11 protein-coding genes are annotated in these 19,988 nt (G+C 45.4%); 6 read left to right on the top strand and 5 right to left on the bottom strand.

The window, feature by feature from the left end; genetic code table 11:
- The first annotated feature begins 33 nt into the window (after nucleotides 1–33).
- Together CWC03_RS13945 and CWC03_RS13940 are read left to right on the top strand one after the other, a co-directional pair.
- Complete coding sequence (locus tag CWC03_RS13945; protein ID WP_138582397.1) at nucleotides 34–831, top strand: substrate-binding periplasmic protein; 798 nt, start codon at nucleotides 34–36, stop codon at nucleotides 829–831.
- An 82-nt stretch (nucleotides 832–913) separates the two neighbouring features.
- Nucleotides 914–1,540: a YiaD family glycine zipper/OmpA-like lipoprotein gene (locus CWC03_RS13940; RefSeq protein ID WP_088532029.1), complete on the top strand. Its 627-nt coding sequence runs from the start codon at nucleotides 914–916 to the stop codon at nucleotides 1,538–1,540.
- Between the two features lie 35 nt (nucleotides 1,541–1,575).
- On the opposite strand, the gene CWC03_RS13935 is transcribed toward CWC03_RS13940, so the two are convergent.
- The gene (locus tag CWC03_RS13935) at nucleotides 1,576–1,920 is read right to left on the bottom strand and encodes a rhodanese-like domain-containing protein (RefSeq protein ID WP_010378206.1); all 345 of its coding nucleotides are present in this window, start codon (nucleotides 1,918–1,920) and stop codon (nucleotides 1,576–1,578) included.
- Between the two features lie 63 nt (nucleotides 1,921–1,983).
- The gene (locus CWC03_RS13930) at nucleotides 1,984–2,661 is read right to left on the bottom strand and encodes a nitroreductase family protein (RefSeq protein WP_138582396.1); all 678 of its coding nucleotides are present in this window, start codon (nucleotides 2,659–2,661) and stop codon (nucleotides 1,984–1,986) included.
- 151 nt (nucleotides 2,662–2,812) lie between these two features.
- Here CWC03_RS13930 and CWC03_RS13925 point away from each other — a divergent pair, with 151 nt between their 5' ends.
- The 4 genes from CWC03_RS13925 to CWC03_RS13910 all read left to right on the top strand — a co-directional run bounded on the left by CWC03_RS13925 (nucleotide 2,813) and on the right by CWC03_RS13910 (nucleotide 8,274).
- Nucleotides 2,813–3,694 carry an ABC transporter ATP-binding protein gene (locus tag CWC03_RS13925; RefSeq protein ID WP_138582395.1) on the top strand — a complete coding sequence of 294 codons (882 nt, stop codon included), beginning with the start codon at nucleotides 2,813–2,815 and terminating at the stop codon, nucleotides 3,692–3,694.
- Between the two features lie 11 nt (nucleotides 3,695–3,705).
- Complete coding sequence (locus tag CWC03_RS13920) at nucleotides 3,706–7,275, top strand: ABC transporter permease/M1 family aminopeptidase (protein WP_138582394.1); 3,570 nt, start codon at nucleotides 3,706–3,708, stop codon at nucleotides 7,273–7,275.
- Between the two features lie 87 nt (nucleotides 7,276–7,362).
- The gene (locus CWC03_RS13915) at nucleotides 7,363–7,524 is read left to right on the top strand and encodes a hypothetical protein (RefSeq protein WP_249314045.1); all 162 of its coding nucleotides are present in this window, start codon (nucleotides 7,363–7,365) and stop codon (nucleotides 7,522–7,524) included.
- A gap of 87 nt (nucleotides 7,525–7,611) precedes the next feature.
- Nucleotides 7,612–8,274: a fumarylacetoacetate hydrolase family protein gene (locus tag CWC03_RS13910; RefSeq protein WP_138582393.1), complete on the top strand. Its 663-nt coding sequence runs from the start codon at nucleotides 7,612–7,614 to the stop codon at nucleotides 8,272–8,274.
- Nucleotides 8,275–8,308: 34 nt separating this feature from the next.
- Here the strand turns inward: CWC03_RS13910 and CWC03_RS13905 are convergent, their stop codons facing one another.
- The 3 genes from CWC03_RS13905 to CWC03_RS13895 are packed head-to-tail and all read right to left on the bottom strand — an operon-like array spanning nucleotide 8,309 to nucleotide 19,986.
- Complete coding sequence (locus CWC03_RS13905) at nucleotides 8,309–9,562, bottom strand: MFS transporter (protein ID WP_138582392.1); 1,254 nt, start codon at nucleotides 9,560–9,562, stop codon at nucleotides 8,309–8,311.
- Nucleotides 9,559–13,671, bottom strand: a complete 4,113-nt coding sequence (locus tag CWC03_RS13900; protein WP_138582391.1) for a non-ribosomal peptide synthetase — start codon at nucleotides 13,669–13,671, stop codon at nucleotides 9,559–9,561. The genes CWC03_RS13905 and CWC03_RS13900 overlap by 4 nt, the downstream gene beginning before the upstream one ends.
- Before the next feature lie 3 nt (nucleotides 13,672–13,674).
- Nucleotides 13,675–19,986 carry a non-ribosomal peptide synthetase gene (locus CWC03_RS13895; RefSeq protein ID WP_138582390.1) on the bottom strand — a complete coding sequence of 2,104 codons (6,312 nt, stop codon included), beginning with the start codon at nucleotides 19,984–19,986 and terminating at the stop codon, nucleotides 13,675–13,677.
- Between the last annotated feature and the right edge of the window lie 2 nt (nucleotides 19,987–19,988).

Genomic DNA, 19,988 nt, shown 5'->3' with positions numbered 1-19,988 from the left:
TTGGCGCGAGTGCGCCTCAGTTGGATAAGTATTATGCGAATGACTTTTTTATCGCCGTGTTTACTTTTTTTGTTGGCGTGTTTCTCCAGTTTTGCTCAGCAAATCAATGTTGCGGTTGACCATGCGCCACCGTATAGCATTATCGAAGACAATGGTGAAGTGCAAGGCTTAATCTTAGATATATTGGCAACGGTACAGGCTCAAGCTGGTGTTGATTATCAAATAAATGCCGTTCCCTGTCCTTTTTCGCGCTGCATGCGGATGATAGCGCAAGGTGAGGTGGACGTCATGGGTGGCTTGATCCGTACGCCTCAACGAGAAAAGTTAATCGACTTTGTGGAACCTGCCTACATGGCGCTGACATCTTCATTTGTGTTCTACGCCAAGCAAGACAGTGATATTCGGGTGGAACAATATACGGATCTTTATACCAAGCGGATTGCAGTGATGCGTGGTGGCGTTTTCTACCCTCGCTTTGATGAAGACCGCCAACTCAATAAAGTCCCTGTGTTTAGTGAGCAAGTAGCGTTTGATTTATTGCTTAAAGGACGTGTTGATCTGGTGATCGCAGTTGAAGACACCGCTGAGGTGGCGATGGAAGTGCTTGGTCAGCCCATTGAAAAGTTAAAAAAAGTCTCCTATCACCACGCTCAGCCGATTTATGGCCATATGGCAATGAGCAAACGCTTCAGCGGCACCGAGCTTGCGCAAGCCATTCGCGTAACCATGAAGCAATTGGCTGAGAAAAAGCAGCTTGATGCTGTGGTTGCAAAATATAAACTGCCACCAGTTTCTGAGCATATAAGCGACTTAGTGCCTGTTCATCCCTAAAAAACCAGTAAGGCTTCAGCCAGAGTTAATTGTCTATTGCAACAATATAGACAATCAAGTTGAAACGAACTCAGGTGGGAAGATGATTGCAAGAAATATGTTAATTGGTGCAGCCGTTGTGGTTGCTTTGTCTGGATGTGAAATGAATAACACAGGTAAAGGTGCGGCGATTGGTGCTGCAACCGGTGCGGTGTTAGGTAAAGCGACTGGTAACCACAAAGATAAACGTCTTGCCATTGGTGCTGCGGTTGGTGCAATTGCAGGTGCCGCAATTGGTAACTATATGGACAAGCAGGAAGCCGCTTTTAATCAAGAGCTTGCAGGAACTGGTGTTGAGGTTGTACGCGAAGGCGATCAAATGCGCTTAGTGTTACCATCAAACATCACCTTCGCAACAGGTAAGTCAGCCATCAGTCCTAGTTTTTACAATACACTTCAAGGCATCGCGCGCGTGATGCAGCAGTACGATAAGACATTCTTAACGATTGTCGGACATACAGACTCTACTGGTTCAGCAAGCTTCAATCAAACTTTGTCTGAACAACGCGCGAACAGCGTAAAGCAGTATTTATTATCTCAGCAAGTACTTCCTGCGCGTTTGTACGCGGAGGGCATGGGTGAGTCTCAGCCAATCGCGAGCAATGATACTGAGCAAGGTAAGGCACAAAACCGCCGAGTAGAAATAAAAATTATTCCAAACCGCGCATAAGAAAAGTGCAAGGAGTGCTGCACAGCACTCCTTTTTTATAAAGTGTCACACACCACTTCAGCTTTGCAGGTAATTACGCTGACATTGGTATAACCGATACGTGTTAGTTGCTCTGCGGCAAAAATAGCACGGCCACCGGCGGCACAGTGTAAATATATTGGCCTGTCTGCGTCTTTTTCCAGCTCAGGAAGCTTAAATTCTAGCAATCCTCTTGGGATATTTACCGCGCCGTTGGCTGCCTTTTGACTATGTTCAGCCGGCTCTCTCACGTCGATAACCAGACCATTGTTTTGTGCAATCTCTGATTTTGCTTGTACCGCGTCAATGCAGCGTTGATTAGGCTTTACTGTCTTTAATACATCTTGGGCAGATATCAGCATATATAGCTCCTTATTGGTGATGCTCTGGGTTGTTAAACGCAATCAGCTAGCTGATCCGAACTTTTAAATAAACGAAGCGATTTCGGCGAGTGATTTTTTCACAGTTGCGTGCTCTGGAATAGTTGCATCATCACTTGGATAACCCGCAATCAGCAACATATAGGGACGTTCGTTATCTTTATCTCTACCGCATAACTCGGTTAAAAAGCTCATAGGTTTAGGAGTATGGGTCAGTGTGGCTAGTCCTGCATTATGCAGGGCTTGGATAAGAAACCCAGTAGCTATCCCAACCGACTCATGGACATAGTAGTTGGTATTTTTGTCTTCCGCGTGGATCCCACCTTTTTTCTGACTAAAAATAGCGATAAGCCAAGGTGCATGTTCTAAGTAGGGTTTTTGTGCATCTGTGCCCAAAGGTTTTAACGCGTCCAACCACTCATCTCCGGCACGGCCTTGGTAAAAAGAGCGCTCGAGGTCCTCGGCTGCAGCTCGGATCTGTTTTTTCTTTTCTGCGCTGCCAATCGCCACGAAATGCCATGGTTGATGATTTGCACCACTGGGGGCTGTGCCCGCTGCTTTGATACAGGTTTCGATGATTGCTTGCGGTACTGGGCGGTCGCTAAAAGCACGGATGCTATGACGTCTCTTACTGTTTTCCAGGAATGCTTCTGCACGACTTAGCATTTCTTCGTGAGGGTATTCAATAAAATCCGTCAGTGGGTGGTTGGCGTGATCTTGCATATTAGTTTTCCTTGGGTTTTGTAAACTAAGAACGTTTCTTAGTGTTTCAGTGTTTACTTTTATTTGCAATTGATATGTTTATGTTAATTGTCACTAACCTAGGTAAATGTTATAAAAAGGACAATAATAAAAATCCGGAAAGGAAATAAAAATGCTCGAAATATCAGGACTTTCAAAAACCTATGATAATGGTGTTCATGCTTTGAGAGGTGTAAACCTGACTATTCCAAAGGGAATGTTTGGTTTACTCGGACCCAATGGCGCTGGAAAATCATCGTTGATGCGCACGATTGCTACATTACAGTCGGCGGATGCTGGCACCATACAGTTCGATGGTGTGAATGTCTTAAAAGAGCCCAAAGCTCTCCGTGCTCGTCTAGGCTATCTGCCGCAAGACTTTGGTGTTTACCAACGTGTTAGTGCGTATGATTTATTGGATCATATGGCAATTTTAAAAGGGTTAAATAATAAAAAAGAGCGTAAAGAAGCCGTGGACGGATTGCTCGCACAAACTAACTTATATGATCACCGTAAAAATGCGGTAAGCGGATTTTCAGGAGGTATGCGTCAACGCTTTGGTATTGCACAGGCACTGCTTGGCGATCCTGATTTACTCATTGTGGATGAACCGACAGCAGGACTAGACCCAGAAGAACGTAATCGTTTTCACAACCTACTCGTTGGCTTAGGTGAGAGTAAAGTAGTCATCTTATCAACGCATATTGTAGAGGATGTGTCTGAGCTATGTCCGAATATGGCTGTATTGGCGAGCGGACAAATTTTACTTGAAGGTAATCCAATTGCGCTCACTGAGCAGCTACAGGGGAAAATCTGGCGCAAGTCGGTCACACTTGCAGAAGCGAAAGAAGTAGAGCAAAACTTACCGGTTATTTCTAAGCGCTTATTTGCGGGACAGACCTTACTTAACGTATTTGCAGATCAAGCACCTGAAGGTTTTGAAGCGGTACCTGCCGATTTAGAGGACGTCTATTTTTCTACTCTGCACACTCATCGAAATAATCAAGTAGCGTAAGGAGTAGGCAGATGCTATTTAAAATGATGCGTTTTGAGCTGCGGTATTTTGTCCGTCAGCCTTCCTTTTATGTGACTGCTCTGATTCTATTTTTGCTCACCTTTTTTGCCTCAGTTTCGGACTCGGTACAGATTGGTGGTGGCAGTAACGTCAATGTAAACTCGCCCTTTGCCATCTTACAAACCGTTGCCATCATGACCATTTTTTCCATCTTTTTGGTGGTTAACTTTGTTGGTAGTGCGGTAATCAGAGACGATCAAAGTAAGTTCAGTGAGCTTATTTTGAGTAAGCCTTTGCACTTAGCTCAGTATCGATTGGGTCGTTTTCTTGGTGCATATCTTGTCACCATGTTAGTATTTTCAATGTGTTTAGTGGGGATCTGGGTAGGTTCTGGTATCGGCGGGTTAGTCGGTTGGTTGGATACCGAGCTGATTGGGCCTAATAAACTCAGCTATTATCTAACGCCACTATTTTTCATTGCTGCTCCGTCACTGTTTTTTATGGCGAGCTTATTTGCACTCGTGGCGCAAAAATTCAGAACCATGATAGCTATGTACTTGGTTGCCGTGGGGTTGTTTGTGACTTACCTTGTGGCAAATAGTATTTTTTCAGATATTGAATACCGTACTATCGCTGCGTATGTAGACATGTTTGGCCTATCAGCTATTTCCGCGCAATCAGAATATTGGACCATTGCAGATCGCAATACGTCAGTCATAAGCCTAGTTGATGAACTGCTCTATAACCGCTTAATTTGGATGTCAGTTGCCTTGCTCAGTTTAGGCACTTTAGCCCTGAATACCTCTCATTATTTACCGCAAAAACAAAAAACCAAGAGCAAAGCCAAAGAAGATGGTAGCCAAGCGTCGGCATTGCTGAATCGTTTTGATTTTAAAGCGAGCGTAGGTAGTAGTTGGGTGCACTTTTGTACCAGAACCACTTTTGAAGTAAAGCAAGTGCTTAAAAGCTATCCATTCTTAGTGCTATTAATTTTGGCGGTGGCAACCTTAATACCTGCGTTGGTTGGTTCATTTAATTGGTATGGCACAGAAGTATGGCCAGTGACCTTTAGAATGGTAGAGCTTATCCACGGCAGCTTCTGGCAATTATTGGTCATTGTGTTGGTGTACTACAGCGCTGAGCTGGTATGGCATGACCGTGATTCGCGAATGGGAGATATTGTTGACTCTTATCCTGTTGCAAACTGGGTATTTTGGGGCTCTAAATATATCGCTCTAGTTGCGGTGATGACGCTGCTATGTGTATTTGGTAGCTTGATAACCATTAGCTATCAACTATTGTCGGGTGTGACACAGATAGATCTCGCCCAGTATGTTGTGCGCTTGGGATATTTATACGTGTTAGGTTTTGCTTTCCAAACCACCTTAGCATTTTTGATACAGGTGATGAGTCCAAGCAAATACATGGGTATGGGGATATATGTCGTTTACTTCATTATTTCGATAGTCCTGAGCAACTTTGGCTTTGAGCACAATATGTACCACTTAGGCGAAACTTCCCCTGTGCCGTACTCAGATATTAATGGTTATGGTCATTTCCTCAGTGCGGCACATTGGTACAATTTGTACTGGTTTGGTTTTAGCATGATGTTAGCGACACTAAGCTATGCACTTTGGCCTCGTGGTGCGGGGCAAACGCTGAAAGTACGCATTGCACTGATGGGCTATCAGTTAGGTAACGCTGGTAAAGCATTATTGGCATGTGGTGCTTTAATATTCGTGGGTAGTGGCAGCTACATTTACTACAACACGCAAGTGATTAATGAATTTATCACGCAAGATGAAGCTGAAGATATCGCAGAGCAATATGAGCAACAATTTGCCCAGTATCGAGATGACCCTGTACCAGTCACGTTAGATGTACAGCTCAATGCTGAGATATTTCCAAAGACACGTCGTATTGAAGCGCAAGTAAAGCTGTTGGTTGAAAACCGCTCAGATAAAGAGATTACTCGCTTCTTGGTCAATAAACCTGATCATACTTTAGCGTGGCAAGTGGAAATGGCTGGCGCTACGCTTGGTGAAGAGGATAAAACCTTTAAGCACGCTTGGCTTGAGCTTTCACAACCAATGACACCGGGTGAGCAGCGTGAAATTACGATGTCAGTTGTACGGCAAACGCTTGGCTTTGTAGATAGAGGCAATGATGAAACCTTAGTGAACAATGGTACCTTCATCGATAACACGACGTTGTTCCCGACATTTGGTTATGACATCTACAATCAAATTCAAGATAAAAGTGAGCGTCGCCAGCGCGGCCTTGAACCACTAAAACGGGGCAATAAGATAGAAGAAACACACTATCATCATGAGCCATTGTTTGCGGAAAATTTTGTCACATTCGCTGCAACGGTGACGACGGATGAATCGCAAGTTGCGATGGTGCCGGGTTATTTGCAATCAAAACACAGCAAAGATGGCCGCACGACCTATGTCTATGAAATGGATGCTCCAATGCTGCACTTCTATAACATCTTGTCGATGGATCTTGAGGTGAAACAGGAAGAATACAAAGGCATTGCGCTCGAGGTTTACTACCATAAAGATCATGCTTGGAATGTAGACACCATGCTGCAGTCGACTAAAGACTCTATTGATTATTTCACTCGAGAGTTTGGGCCTTACCAACATAAGCAAATGCGTATAATTGAGTTTCCTCGTTACCGAGACTTTGCGCAAAGTTTTGCCAATACAGTGCCTTACTCGGAGAATATTGGATTTTTAACGGACACCCGTAATACTGACAATATCAATGTACCTTACTATGTGACGTCACATGAGCTGGCTCACCAATGGTGGGCGCATCAGGTGATTGGTGCTAATGTGGAGGGGTCAAATATTCTGTCGGAAATGTTGTCGCAATATTCAGCCATTATGGTGATGAAAGAAAAGTACGGCGAGCATAATCTCCGTAAATTCTTGAAATATGAACTAGATACCTATTTAAGTGGACGAGGTTCTGATCCGTATGAAGAGCGGGCGTTATCCAGAACAGTCGGCCAGCAGTACATTCATTACAATAAAGGTTCTGTTGTGATGTTAGCGCTGCACGACTTGCTTGGAGAAACACGACTTAATAGCGCATTAAGAAGCTTCTTAAGCGATTATCGTTTTAGAACAGATATCTACCCAACAACACTCGACTTTTTGACTTACTTAAAAGCAGGGGCTTCAGAGCAAGAACAAGTATTCATCGAAGATCAGTTCAATGCGATTACGTTGTATGAGCTTAAGCTTGCGGGTGTTGAAGTGCAAGAAGCGACGCAAGCGGGAGAACTTCATACGGTGACCTTAACGGTTGAGGCGGCGAAAAAGCATGCTGATGGTGAGGGTAACGAAGAAGAAATCCCGCTTAATCAAGAGATTGATATAGCCTTATTCTCTGCCGATCCTAACAACATTCAAAGTGACGAAACGCTGTTATATCTACAAAAGCACGCGATCACATCAGGTGAAAATAAGATTGAGTTGAAAGTAACTGAGTTACCGAAATTTGCGGGAGTTGATCCGTTTGTAAAACTGATTGATAAGAAAACCGCCGATAACATCAAGTCACTCTAATCGATACATTGGCAGAAGAGGGCTTTTTCGAAAGCCCTCATTCGTTTTTAAAGGAAAGTTATGCGAGATTGATCGCAAGTAATAGGGATGTCGAAGCAATATGTTTCGGTAAAGCAAGTATTATGCGCGTTGATTGGCTGCTACCTTATCCGTGTTGCTGCGGGACGATTGTTTAAAACGGACATGGTGATGTATAGCAAAGAACCCTCAATCAAGGATGTGGTGCGCTGGGTCTATAAACCGGAATAATGCCTTTTATGTGATAACTTGCTAGCACAACGCTTTGGTTATGGTACGCTCCATAACCGGAGCTTTCGGCCGTACAGAGAGAGTAAAGTGTATCAACACATTGATAATGAAAACAATAAAATAAGTCTACCAGCGGGCAAAATCGTTTGTGTTGGTAGAAACTATGTAGCGCATGCCAAAGAGCTAGATAATCCCATTCCAAGCAGTCCGCTGTTGTTTATCAAACCAGCGACGAGCTTAGTACCATTTAATGATGAAATGATGTTGGACGCCGCACTTGGCGAACATCATTATGAGGCCGAGCTTGCACTATTGGTAGGCACCAAAATTGATGCAAAAACCCCTGCGCCTCTCAAGCATATCGCTGGAATTGGGCTGGCACTCGACTTAACATTACGAGACTTACAAAGTGAGCTAAAAGCACAAGGACACCCATGGGAGCGGGCAAAGGCCTATGATAATAGTTGCCCGATGACACCTTTTGTACCATGTGATGAAAACAGCTTTGCTGAGTGTATTAAATATCGTTTTTGGCAAAATGGAGAACTGAAACAGCATGGTGACTCTAGCTTAATGATTTTTCCAATCACTGAGTTGCTAAAGGACATTGCTCGTTACTTTACGCTTCAGCCAGGAGATATTGTCTTAACAGGAACGCCAAAAGGGGTAGGGAGCCTAGCACATGGCGATGAACTTACGCTGCAGCTGAAAAGCCATACTCCTTGGCATGGCAAAGTTACGATAAGTTAGATTCTCGTTTTTATGTGCACCGCTGTGTAGTCTGTCACGACTGCGCAGCAACGAGCTCAGCTTCCGGTTGATTGATTATGCTCGAGCAGCACAGCATGATAGCAACGAGTGAAATTATGCCTAGTATTATCCAGCTGATAGTCAGACTGACGTAGCCCAAAAGTAAAGCGGTTAATGCAGAGCCGAGCATGCCACCAAAGCGAGTGGTCAGTGACATTATAGATTCCACACTGGCTCGCACGTTATCGCTACTCAACTGATGTTGTAGTTGCAGTTGTGCCGGTTGCGCTAGTCCCATACAAAGATAAAAGCACAGTAGAACCACAATCAGTAATGGTAGTGACGTAACCCAAGCAAGTAACAGCACAAAGGCTAATTTGGCGAAATGAGCGAACGCCATGACATACCCTAAGCGTTGACCAAATAGAGAACAGATCGGAGCGCTGATCGCAGCAGCGACGCCATTTAATAAAAATCCAGCTGCCATCATTGCTGGGAATATCCACGCAATAGAGTCAACTGGTGCACTACTATAGCGCTCTGCTAGGGCAGGCCAAAACTTCTCTATGCTGCTGGCAACAGGAATTGCAAAAACAATCACCAACAGCAGCCTTTGTATACCACTTTGCTTACAAGTTGCCAGCATGGCCTTAGCTTGGCTGAACAGTCCTTTCTCAACCACCTCTTGCTGAGGTCTCGTTGACTCTTTCACCACAACAAAAGTACATGCAAATACCACACACAATACAGCTATCGAAACCAAGATTAAGGCTTGATACAAGTGGTTGAGCTGTTGTGTTGGGCTAGTCGCAAACGCCAAAAAGAGGGCGGCAAATAAAGCGGCGCTGGCGCCGATAAGATAGCCAATACCATACACTTTACCGAACCCTTTATTCAGTGGTTCATCTCCTTCAAGCTTTTGATAAGTTTCAACAAACCATGCGTTGAGCGTGCCAGTTAACGATGCTTGACTTAATCCCCAACATGCCATGGCTAAGCTGACGTGCCAAAAGTCTTCACTCAACAATAAAAGTAAGTTGCATACAGCGGCAAACACTAAAGAAGCTAAAAATACTTTGCGGCGACCAATGGCATCTGCCGCAATACCACTTGGTACTTCAAACACCACGATAGTGATAGCCATGACCACCATAGCCAAGGCCACATCTTGCAATGCTAGGCCTAAGTTCAGCATGTAAGGTGTAAAAATAGGGAGCACCAGCATACTGGCAAACATAGTTAACCCAAGGTGGATGCCGTATCGTGTAGCAAATTGTGAACGAGTCATGCGCGTTGCTCCACAGTGGTTGCGGCGCTATTCGTTTGCTGCATTAACGCATTAATATGTGACGCGATGATGGATAAGTCTTTAGCATCGGTCATGATTTCATCGTGTGCACTTTCAAGCGTAATATAGTCTGCATTGGCAAGTAAATTCTCAAAACCATTTCTGTCACTTGCAAACGTCCGCTTATACAGCGCAGGTATGTCTTCCACTTGATGGATCAACCTCAGTGCTGGAAGTGGAATGGCATCATCACTGACATGATCGGCAATAAAGAAACTCACAGGGAAGGTAAACGCCGTCGCGCTTTGAAAGTATTGAGTAAAGTCTAAAAATGCTCGGGCGATGGGTTTAGCGTCATCGTCTTGCGAGCGGATATACTCTTCTTCAGCGGCCTGACGCGCTGCTGAAGTCAGTCTTGGTAAGACGGGGTCAATCAAAAAGCAGTGGACAATTTCTCTACCCATTTCGGTCAAGTAACGGGCCACTTCCAGTGACAATGCCGCACCTTCACAAAAGCCGCCCAAGTAAAGTGGGCCAGTTGGCGATACCTCTGTAATACGCTGAGCATAATAGCGCACCATAGTATGCAAGCTGATGTGTTTGCCTGTGAATAGTTTGATATTTTCTAATGCGTGAACGCGCAGGTCGGGCGCAAGTTTTTCACACAGAGGTGCAAAGCTATCAGCGGTTGCTGCTGCTGGCATGAGGTGAAGCAGAAACTCACTCTGCGGTGCATTGAAAAAACGCGAAGGAGCGAAATGCTCATGGGTAAGTGCAGCGTTAATTGCTTGATCTTCACTCATGGTGGCAAAATCAAGTCGGGTTTGGTTATCAATAAATCTTGCCAGTTGCTGCACTGATAGGTGTTCAAGGATAAGTTGTGGAGTTAGCTGCCAATTACGCTTGCTTGCAACACCACAAAAGCTTAATAAACTAATGGAGTCGGCACCTTGCGCAGTTACTGCCGTCGCACAACAAAGTGGATTCTGGCCTAAAATATCCTGCCAAATTGCCTGCACTTCCTTCTCTGTGTTGGTTTGTGGCACAACGAGTTGATGTTGCTGTAGTTCAGGCTCTGGCAACTTAGTTTTGTCGAGTTTGCCGTTGACCGTTAACGGTAACGCCGAAAGTACAGTGAAGCTATGTGGCATCATATAACTGGGAAGTAACTTGGTAAGCTGAGTTTTACAGTGGCTGAGTACCGCAGCTTGATCGGCTGCGTGTTTGATGACCAAATAAGCATGCAGCAAGGTCTGAGCCTGCTGCTTTTTAGCAATAACCACACAGCTATCTACATCCGCCAGCTGATTAAGGTGATGCTCAATCTCTGCTAACTCAATTCTAAAGCCTCGCACTTTGACTTGTTGATCGCCACGGCTTATATAACACAGTTGCTGTTGTGTATTCCAATACACTAAGTCGCCCGTGCGATAGTACTTTTGCATAGAGCCAAACAGATTTAGGGATACAAACTTTTCGCTGTTGAGTGTTGGGTTATTGAGGTAACGTGCAGCCACGCCATGCCCACAGACCACTAACTCGCCAGGGCAACCAAGTGGCAGTAATTCGTTATTGCGACCGACTACAGCTACCGCTCGCCCTGGGATTGGCTTGCCGATTGCTATCTCAGACTGCTGTTTAGACATCGTTTGCACTGTGGTAAATGTGGTGCACTCAGTCGGACCATAGCCATTAATAAAGTGTTTTGGACAAGATGTGGACGCCAGCAATTTATTTACCATCGACTCTGTTAATGCTTCACCACCCACGAGTAAATGAGTCAGAGAAGCGAAAATATGCTCGTCTTGCAGCAACAAAGTGTCGAACAGTGAGCGGGTTAGAAACATCGAAGTGATATTCAACGTCTGCAATGTTGCACTGAGCTGCGCTGCAGAATTAAGGCTGTCCTGATAGCCTAAGTGCACCTCGGCACCGTTGAGTAATGCACCCCATATCTCAAATAGAGTGGCATCAAAAGCTGGGTTTGCAAGTTGAATAAAGCTATCTTGGGGCTGATGCTGGTAACTATGATTATCGAGTGCCAAAGAGCTAATTGCGGCGTGAGAGAGCGATGTGCCTTTAGGGTTTCCTGTCGTACCTGAGGTATAAATAATCGTCGCGACTTCATTAGGTGCGATGTACATAGGCTCAAAATTCGCCGTGATATCAGTATCTGCCAGACTTGTATCACAGAAAACTTCAGCGATATTGTTGTGATTGAGTGTTGCCAATGATTGGCTATGTTCACGCAAGGTGACTATTACGTCGGCATGACTATCACTCAGTTGATAATGATGACGCGCTACGGGGTCTTTGAGTGATAGTGTTGTGTATGCCGCGCCGATTTTTAGTACCGCCAACATGGCAATCACAAATTCAATGTCATTTTGCATGTAGAGTGCGACGACTTTGGGTTCAGGGCAGGCTGCCAAGATAGCATTGGCAAGTTGCTTGGCTTTGTTATCAAGCTCTTGGTAGCTCAAGGTTTGATGACGATTACTGATAGCGGCTTTATCTGGATAGCGTGCTACTATTTCAGCAAACTGGTCGGGGATACTTGCCACGCTCGGATAAGCGTGTTGCATTCCACTTAATTGATATTGTTTTTGCTGCGCCGTGTTACTCAATAAAGGTAGGCTATAGAGAGGCTGTTGGGCGTTGTCAGCTGTTAGATATGCCTGTAAAACCGTTTGATATAACTCGAGGATCTGCTGCGCGTATGAGCTGGAAAAAAGTGCCGTGGCATAAGTTAACCCCAACTCTGTGGTTTTCCCTGCACTCAAGTGTAACGTTAAATCAAACTTCGCTTGGCACTGCTGGCTAAGATCAAGGTCAATGCTTTGCCATAAGGTATGATGTTGCTCAGGGGCAAACTGACTACTGCTAAACAACGTTTGAAATACCGGGTGCATACTAGTGTCGAGCGGCACGTCTAAGCTATTCTTAATCGCCTCAAACGGTAAGGCCTGATGTTGCTTGGCTTGATTAACGACGTGATTAACTTGAGTGAGCCAGCGTTCAAGTAACATCGTCATGTCGATATCCGCTTTAATCGGCAATGAGTTAACAAAATATCCAAGTATGTGTTGCTGCAGTGCCGTTGGGCGGTTCTCACTCGCAATACCAACAACAAATTGGCGTTGATGACTGAGTAGCGCAAGGGTGTGATACCAAGCCGCTAGGCCAAGTGTATTAATACTAATGCGGTGCGTTTTCGCTGTTTGTTGTAACTTTAGCGTCGTACTTTCATCTAACACAATGCTCTGCATCGCGCCGCGATGATCAAAGGTGGCTGGGCGCGACTGAGTTTGCGCAAGTTTTAATGGTTCGTAATCAGCCAATTGAGTTTGCCAATAACGTTGACTTGTTGCTTGTCGTTCACGTTGGCCGGGTGTTGCCATGTAATAAGCATAATCACTAAATTGTAGACTCAGAGGTCGATTCTCTCCCTCATAGAGTGACGTTAATTCTTGTAAAAACAGTCCCAAAGACCATCCGTCAAAGGCGATATGATGCCAGACAAAAAACACATGTTGTTGCTCCTTTGAGGTGATGACATAGGCACGAAATGGTCGAGAATGCTGTAAGCTAAACGGCTCGTTAAAGAGATGCTCGCACTGCTCATGCAAGTTTAGATTACCAAGCTCATGATGCGTCACGACAAACGCCTCATTGGCAGGCTGCTGTATCGTCTTTCCTTGGTGATCATAGGCCACAACCATATCTAGCGCACTGTGGCGGACCACCAGTTGTTCTATTGCCGCTGTGAGTTTTTCAATATCGCATTGCTTGGCGATTTTGAGTAGGCATGGAATATGATAAGTACTTGCTGCGTTGCTCACTTCTTGCGTAAATAGTAGTTGTTGCTGCCCAAGCGTAAGCGGAGCGCATCGCGTTTCCAATGGCAAGATAGACAGTTCATCAAAACGAGCTTTGCTATCTATGCCTTGCCTTGTGAGGTAGCGTAACAACTGTGGCTTATTCTGTTTTAGCTGCTCAACGATGGCTTGGCCTTGTAAATTCACGTTGCTAGCAATTTTTAATTTATCCTCTTGTTGCCAAACGCTTATCCCACTTTGTTTTAGTTCATAAATAAATGATTCGATCATGCGTTATAACTCCATTTCAAATTCGCAGTCTTCGCTGCTGGCGAGCGCGTTTAGCTGTTGTTCTACTTGCGTGGCAAATGCGTCAAGTTGTGGGTAAGTCAGTAAGGTCGCAACGGCAATTTCGTTGCCGAGTGCTTGACTACACAGAGCGGTAACTTGTGCTGCCTGTATCGATGAGCCACCCAAAGCAAAAAAGTCGTGTTGTAGGCCAATCTCGGAGACTTCAAGCACTTGCTGCCAAGCATTGGCGAGTTGTTGTTGTAGTTCCGTTTCTGGCGCGATATAGGTAATACTATCTTGCAGCGTTGGAATGATGAGCTGAGCGGTATCAAGTTTGCCATTTACTGTCATTGGAAGTGCGTCAATCTGTGATATCGCAGCAAGCTGCATATAGCTTGGGAGCTGTTGATTCAACCATTGGCGAAGGTCGTTCACATCACACTCAGTGTTAGCATTAAGTACGACATAACCCAACAGCACTTTGCCTGTTTCACTTAAATGTAAGTGTGCAACGGCGTGGTCAACATCTGGATGCGCTTTGAGTTTATACTCAATTTCGCCTGGCTCAACACGGTGACCATGTAAATCCCACTGTTTGTCAGCTCTGGCAACAAACTCGAATTCACCTTGGTGATTTTTACGCACTAAGTCTCCGCTGCGGTAGAGCTTTTCGTCAGAAAAGTGGTTGTTGTCACAGCGAAGGTGATAGTCAATATAGTGTTTTGCCGTTTGCTTTGGTGCCTGCCAATAGCCCAAACCGACGCAATCACCGGCGATGTATAGCTCACCCAACGCACCGTCCGGTAAAATCCGCATAAAAGGGTCCAACACATAGCATCGAGTGTTACGAATAGGCTTACCAATAGTGATAGGTGTATTGGGGTACACTTCACTAAGTGTTGCGGTAACACTTGTTTCACTTAACCCATATTCATTGAAATGATGCTCTGCCAACTTGTGGCTGACTGGGTCTAAGCGAGAACCACCGGCATACAATACGGTTAAGTTAATATCCGCTATCCAATTTGGAAACTGATTGATAAATACCGTAGGAATAAACGCGACGTTGACCTGTTTAGCTTTGAGATAGCGGCACAGCTGTTGTGGATCTTTGCGTATTGGCTCTGGAATGATCTCCAGTTTGGCGCCGGCTGCTAGGGCTGGGAATATCTCGCAAATACAGGCATCAAAAACATATTCAGCATATTGGCTAGTGACTACCTGAGTATTTCCTTCTAATTTATGCGTGTTGCGCTTCTCGCTGCAGAGGTTAGCAAGGCCTTGGTAAGACAGCATCGCCCCTTTTGGTTCTCCCGTCGTCCCCGAAGTAAAAATGAGGTAAGCCAGTTTATCTGTCGCATGATTGTTGGCTGAGAATGTCAGTAGCTGAGCACTTTGCCGTAGTGTCTGTACATCAAAGGTCAATGTTGGCAGTGCATTCCAGCTGAGTGGTGTGCGACTAAGGAGCAGTTTTGCCTGCGCTTTTGCCATAATCTCTTGGCGACGAGCAACTGGATGATTGGCTGAAAGTGAAACAAAGGGCATGCCCGCTTTTAGCGCTGCTAGCATTGCAATCGGAGCTTCTATACCTTTATCAAAATAAAGTGCAACTGGCGAGCCTTCGTCATTAGTTGCAAGCAACTGTGCCGCTAAGTGATCAGAAAACAAGTCTAGCTCGTGATAACTCACGGTTTGCTCAGCGAAGCTTAATGCTGTGCGTCCCGGGTACGCTGCTACTGTCTTTGCAAATTGCGCCAAAAAAGCATCATTTGGCTGTGATAATCGTGTTTCTGAGATGATCTGCTGTAAATATTCATTGCTAACCAAAGGGCATTGCAGTAAAGGTTTCTCGTTGTACTGACAGAGATTTTCAAGGTAACTGCAGAAAAAGTGCACAAATTGTTGGCAACGGGAAGTCTGATAACGACTGCGAGCAACAATGAGCTGACCAATCAGTTGGTCTGGCATATCTTTAATCACCAAATTCCAGTCAAACTTGGCTGGGTGATATTGGTTTTGCTGGGCGGTGTCGCTGGCGACTTCAAAATGTTGATATTGCGTTGTTGGTAGTGAGAACTGATCAAAGGTAAAAAACACTTGGAACAGTGGCGATACACCCACTTCTCGGATCAACCCAAGTTGCGCGGCAATTGACTCTAGTGGCAATTGTTGGTGAGATTTTGCCGCAAGTAACAGCGTTTGACTTTGCCTTAGATAGTCAGAAAAGCTCTTATTTAAGTCGACACGAAGCGGCATCGGTAAGGTATTAACAAAGTAACCTAGCGTATCTTTAAATGCCGAGTCGCGGTTATCGGTGGGGGAACCAACGACAATACTTTCACGACTATCCCATGCACATAATGCGAGCTGAAAAGCGCACAGTAGTAAGTTGTACATAGATACCTGATGTGATTTTGCCAGCTCCCTTAACTCTGCTGTTAGTGTTGCTGAGAGGGTAAAGGGGAATGCTTCACCTTGATGATCAAACAAAGCCTGTCTTGGCTCATCGGTTGGCCATGGGGTGACGTCAATATCAATCAAGTGTTGCTGCCAAAATGCTGCAGCATCGTCGTATTGTTGTGTTGATTGCCAATATGCATAGTCGCGAAATTGCAATGAGGTTGGGGCAAGCGTGTGTCCGGATAGCAGCGTATTAAGCTCATCCAACAATACTTGTGTAGACCAGCCGTCGAAGGCTATGTGATGAAATACCAGTAACACGCCAAATTCATCACCTTGGTGGTACAGTCCGAGCCGCAGCGGCGCATCATTTTCAAGGTCAAATGTCTGAGCGATAAATTCACTATGCGGCGTGTTTATTAGAGTTTCGCATTTTGGCACACCTTGCTCATCTCTATATGCCCAGCGACCTTGTTGCTGTTGAGTATAGCGGGTGCGCAAAATAGCATGACGCTCAACCAGCTGATAAATTGCGTGTTGTAGGGCTTGCTGTTGTAGCCCACTTTGGCATTTTAGCTGTAAGGGGATGTGAAAAGCGCCAGATTGTGTCGCTAATTGCTCGCTGGTGAGCATCGCTTGCTGCTGCGCGGGCACGATGATTTCATCAAGTGATTGTGATGTTGATGCGACCGCTAAAGACTCGCTGGCGTTGTTAGTTTGTTGTGATACCAGTTGCGCTATCGTTTTGCTTTGCAAAAATTGACTCAAACTGATGTTAACGTTACAGCTGGAGTGCATTTTAGCCACTAAGGTCATTGCACTAAGAGAGTGGCCGCCCAAGGCAAAAAAGTCATCATCAATACCTACTAGCTCAACTTCAAGTTGCGTCTGCCATAGTTCACAAAGCTGCTGCTCTAATGGTGTGCGTGGTGCTCGATATGGTGTCTGTGATACTAATGCGACGCTTGGTAAGCTGCGGCTGTCCACTTTACCAGAGGCGAGCACAGGCAATTGTTCGAGCCAACATGTGGCACTTGGCAGCATATAATCTGGCAATTGTGGTTGTAGCCACTTCATAATCTCGGTGTGAGATAGCGTTTGCTCACCAGTAAAATAAGCAATGAGATAGTTGTTTTGCTGTATTTTGACGCAAGCTTGGTTTATTTGCGGGTGCAGGTTAAGTAGGTGTTCTATTTCTTGTAGCTCGATGCGATAGCCGCGAATTTTTACCTGCTCATCGGTACGTCCTAAAAATTGGATCTCGCCGCTTGCCAGATAGCGCGCCTGATCGCCCGTGCGGTACATACGTGTTCCGTGCCAATTAATAAAGCGCGACGCCGTCTGCTCTGCAAGGTTAACATAGCCTCGTGCGACACTCTCACCACCAATCAGGATCTCTCCTTGACAAAAGGGTGGCAGCGCCTTGAGATTGGCATCTACGATTTGAATATCAACATGAGCCAGCGGTGCGCCAATATTATTGAAATAGCGTGAGTGTAGCGGCTGGTGGTTTGCTGTTGCCGTTACCGTGGTTTCGGTTGGACCATATTCAATATGAAGAAGAGGCGTCCATGCCTCCATGAGATTGCGGTCACAAGGTTCGCCACCCGTGATCACACGCCGTAATGCATGATGCTTGGGCGGTGTGCCGATGGCACTTAAAAATGCTGGAACTGTGACTAAGTGACTGATCCTTTGGCTAATGAGCGTTTCGCTTATCATAGCTGGCGAGTTTGCACTTGCCTCATTCATGATCACCCAGCAAGCACCGTTGAGCAGCGTTAAAAAGAGTGGTTCTACGGACGCGTCGAAAAAGTACGGAGCTAGACTCAGTGTTTTTTCGCTGGAGTTAAAATCGTAAGCTGCGGTTGCGCTTTGAACCAAAGCCTGAATTTGCCGCTGCTCTACCATAACGCCTTTTGGTTTGCCGGTACTTCCAGAAGTATAAATAATATATGCAAGTGATGAATGACACGGTGAGTGTGCTTGATCTGAATTGAAAACAGGAGCTGGTTGTTGTGCTAACTCGTCAATGTTTTGCACATTTGTGATTGCGCTAAAACACATAGCCGTATTCAAGGTTGCTTGATGACAAAGTAGCAGGTTGGCACCACTGTCTTGCAACATAAACTCACTACGTGCTTGGCCTTGCTCTGGATTGAGCGGTAGATATCCAGCACCCGCTCCAAGTGTTGCTAATATGGAGACTATCATCTCTGGACTGCGCTCAAACATCAGCGCGACAACAGGATTTTGCTCGTGGGTCAACTGTGCTTGGAGTTGCACAATCAGATGCTGAACACGCGAAGCGAGTGTTTGGTAAGTAATAACTTCATCGTTGATTTGTAATGCTGGTGCATCTGGAGCTGCTGAGGCGCAGGCTAAAAATTGTTGATATAGCGATAGGGTTGAAGTTTGCTTTACGGTGGTCGCTGGTGGCTTTGTACTTGGGTGAGAAGTTGATAATTGCTCAAGGGCGATGTCGCTGTGTTCTACCTGTTGTACCAATAATTGCTGATAGGTGTGGGCAAATTGCTGTGCAAACGCATCATCAAACTTATTGGGATCAAGACTTATCTGTCCTTGCAAATTTGTATTGCCATCATCAAATGCCAGACGGAAATCACATTTTATCGGGTTATATAAAGACTCGTTAGTAAAAGCATCAACCGCTGAAAATGGTAACGCAAACTCGTCCATAAGCTCGCTGGCAAATCTCTGTACACTAAACATCAGGCTTGGCTGAGGTGAGTGTTTTCCCTCACTCAAACAGGCAACTTGTTGATCATAAGGATAACTTTGGTATTGTTTTGCGGCGCGCACGGTCTCATGAACTTGCTGCACGAGGTTGGCAAAACTTTGGCGATAATCTAGCTTCACTCTAAGCACTAAGGTGTTGACAAAAAAGCCAATCATTTCTTGCGTTTGCGGGTGATCTCGATTATCCGATGGCGCACCAATCACAATGTCTGTTTCACCGCTATGAAGTGCCAAAATATAACAGTAATGGGCAAGCAACACGCTGTACACTGTGGTATTTAATGATTTTGCTAGGGCACGCAATGCCTGGCTTTGCTGTGGTGAAAGTGCAAAATAGTGCGTGAGCGATTCGGTTTCATGTGTTTGTGTAGCGAACAGCGGTGCAATTTGTGTGGCATGAGCGCCTGCAAGTTGCGTTTGCCAATAACTGTGTGCAGCGCTTTGTTCTTGCTTTTGTTGCCACTTGGCAAAGTCAAAATAGCTTAATGGCTTAATGCTTTCTCCTTGTAGCAAGCTAACCAGATCGCGCAACATGACTCGCATTGACCAAGCATCAAAGACGATATGATGCCAAAGGAAAAGCATAAAACGCCTTTGCTCAAGCGCAATAATACAGACTCTAAATGGAGCTTGAGTATGGAGGTCAAACGGCGTGTGAATGTGCTCTCTTACCAGTGTTTGTACATGAGCCAAAGTGGTTGCTCGGTGAGACTCGACAGCAAGAGGTTGTAAGGTTGCTCGGCAGTTAAAATGCTCAGCATCGGTTTCAATCACACTCGTTAGGATAGGGTGATGGACAAGCAGCTGTGCTAGTGCCGAGATTATGTCTTGTTGCTGCGCTGGATCATTCAGCTCAACTAGCATTGGAATATGATAAGCACAGGACTTTGGTGCACGCTTGTCTACATACAGCAACCTTGCCTGGGCATTGGAAAGCGGCACTGGCTTTAGTAATGGCCAGCTTAAAAAGGCGGCTTCAGAGCAGATCTGGTGGGCGCTTAGTAGCGCCAATAGTTCAGCTTTATGCGCTTTGAGTATCGTGAGCAAAGTTGGCGCTACGTTACCCTCATATCCCAGTGCCAAGGTATTTTGCTCAGACACCCATACGCGCAACTGCTGCGCGTGAAGGTCGTTCAGTAAAGATGTTAACTCCATGA

It is taken from the genome of Pseudoalteromonas sp. S2755, from assembly GCF_005886535.1.
Lineage (GTDB): Bacteria > Pseudomonadota > Gammaproteobacteria > Enterobacterales > Alteromonadaceae > Pseudoalteromonas.
The sequence above is the reverse complement of the archived record's forward strand: the minus strand, read 5'-3'. Positions and strand labels throughout refer to the sequence as shown.

What these genes read in the sequence shown, in the direction of transcription:
- CWC03_RS13900 (WP_138582391.1), bottom strand. Translation starts at nt 13,671, where the DNA reads ATGATCGAATCATTTATTTATGAACTAAAACAAAGTGGGATAAGCGTT.
- CWC03_RS13915 (WP_249314045.1), top strand. Translation starts at nt 7,363, where the DNA reads ATGTCGAAGCAATATGTTTCGGTAAAGCAAGTATTATGCGCGTTGATT.
- CWC03_RS13905 (WP_138582392.1), bottom strand. Translation starts at nt 9,562, where the DNA reads ATGACTCGTTCACAATTTGCTACACGATACGGCATCCACCTTGGGTTA.
- CWC03_RS13945 (WP_138582397.1), top strand. Translation starts at nt 34, where the DNA reads ATGCGAATGACTTTTTTATCGCCGTGTTTACTTTTTTTGTTGGCGTGT.
- CWC03_RS13925 (WP_138582395.1), top strand. Translation starts at nt 2,813, where the DNA reads ATGCTCGAAATATCAGGACTTTCAAAAACCTATGATAATGGTGTTCAT.
- CWC03_RS13940 (WP_088532029.1), top strand. Translation starts at nt 914, where the DNA reads ATGATTGCAAGAAATATGTTAATTGGTGCAGCCGTTGTGGTTGCTTTG.
- CWC03_RS13930 (WP_138582396.1), bottom strand. Translation starts at nt 2,661, where the DNA reads ATGCAAGATCACGCCAACCACCCACTGACGGATTTTATTGAATACCCT.
- CWC03_RS13935 (WP_010378206.1), bottom strand. Translation starts at nt 1,920, where the DNA reads ATGCTGATATCTGCCCAAGATGTATTAAAGACAGTAAAGCCTAATCAA.
- CWC03_RS13895 (WP_138582390.1), bottom strand. Translation starts at nt 19,986, where the DNA reads ATGGAGTTAACATCTTTACTGAACGACCTTCACGCGCAGCAGTTGCGC.
- CWC03_RS13920 (WP_138582394.1), top strand. Translation starts at nt 3,706, where the DNA reads ATGCTATTTAAAATGATGCGTTTTGAGCTGCGGTATTTTGTCCGTCAG.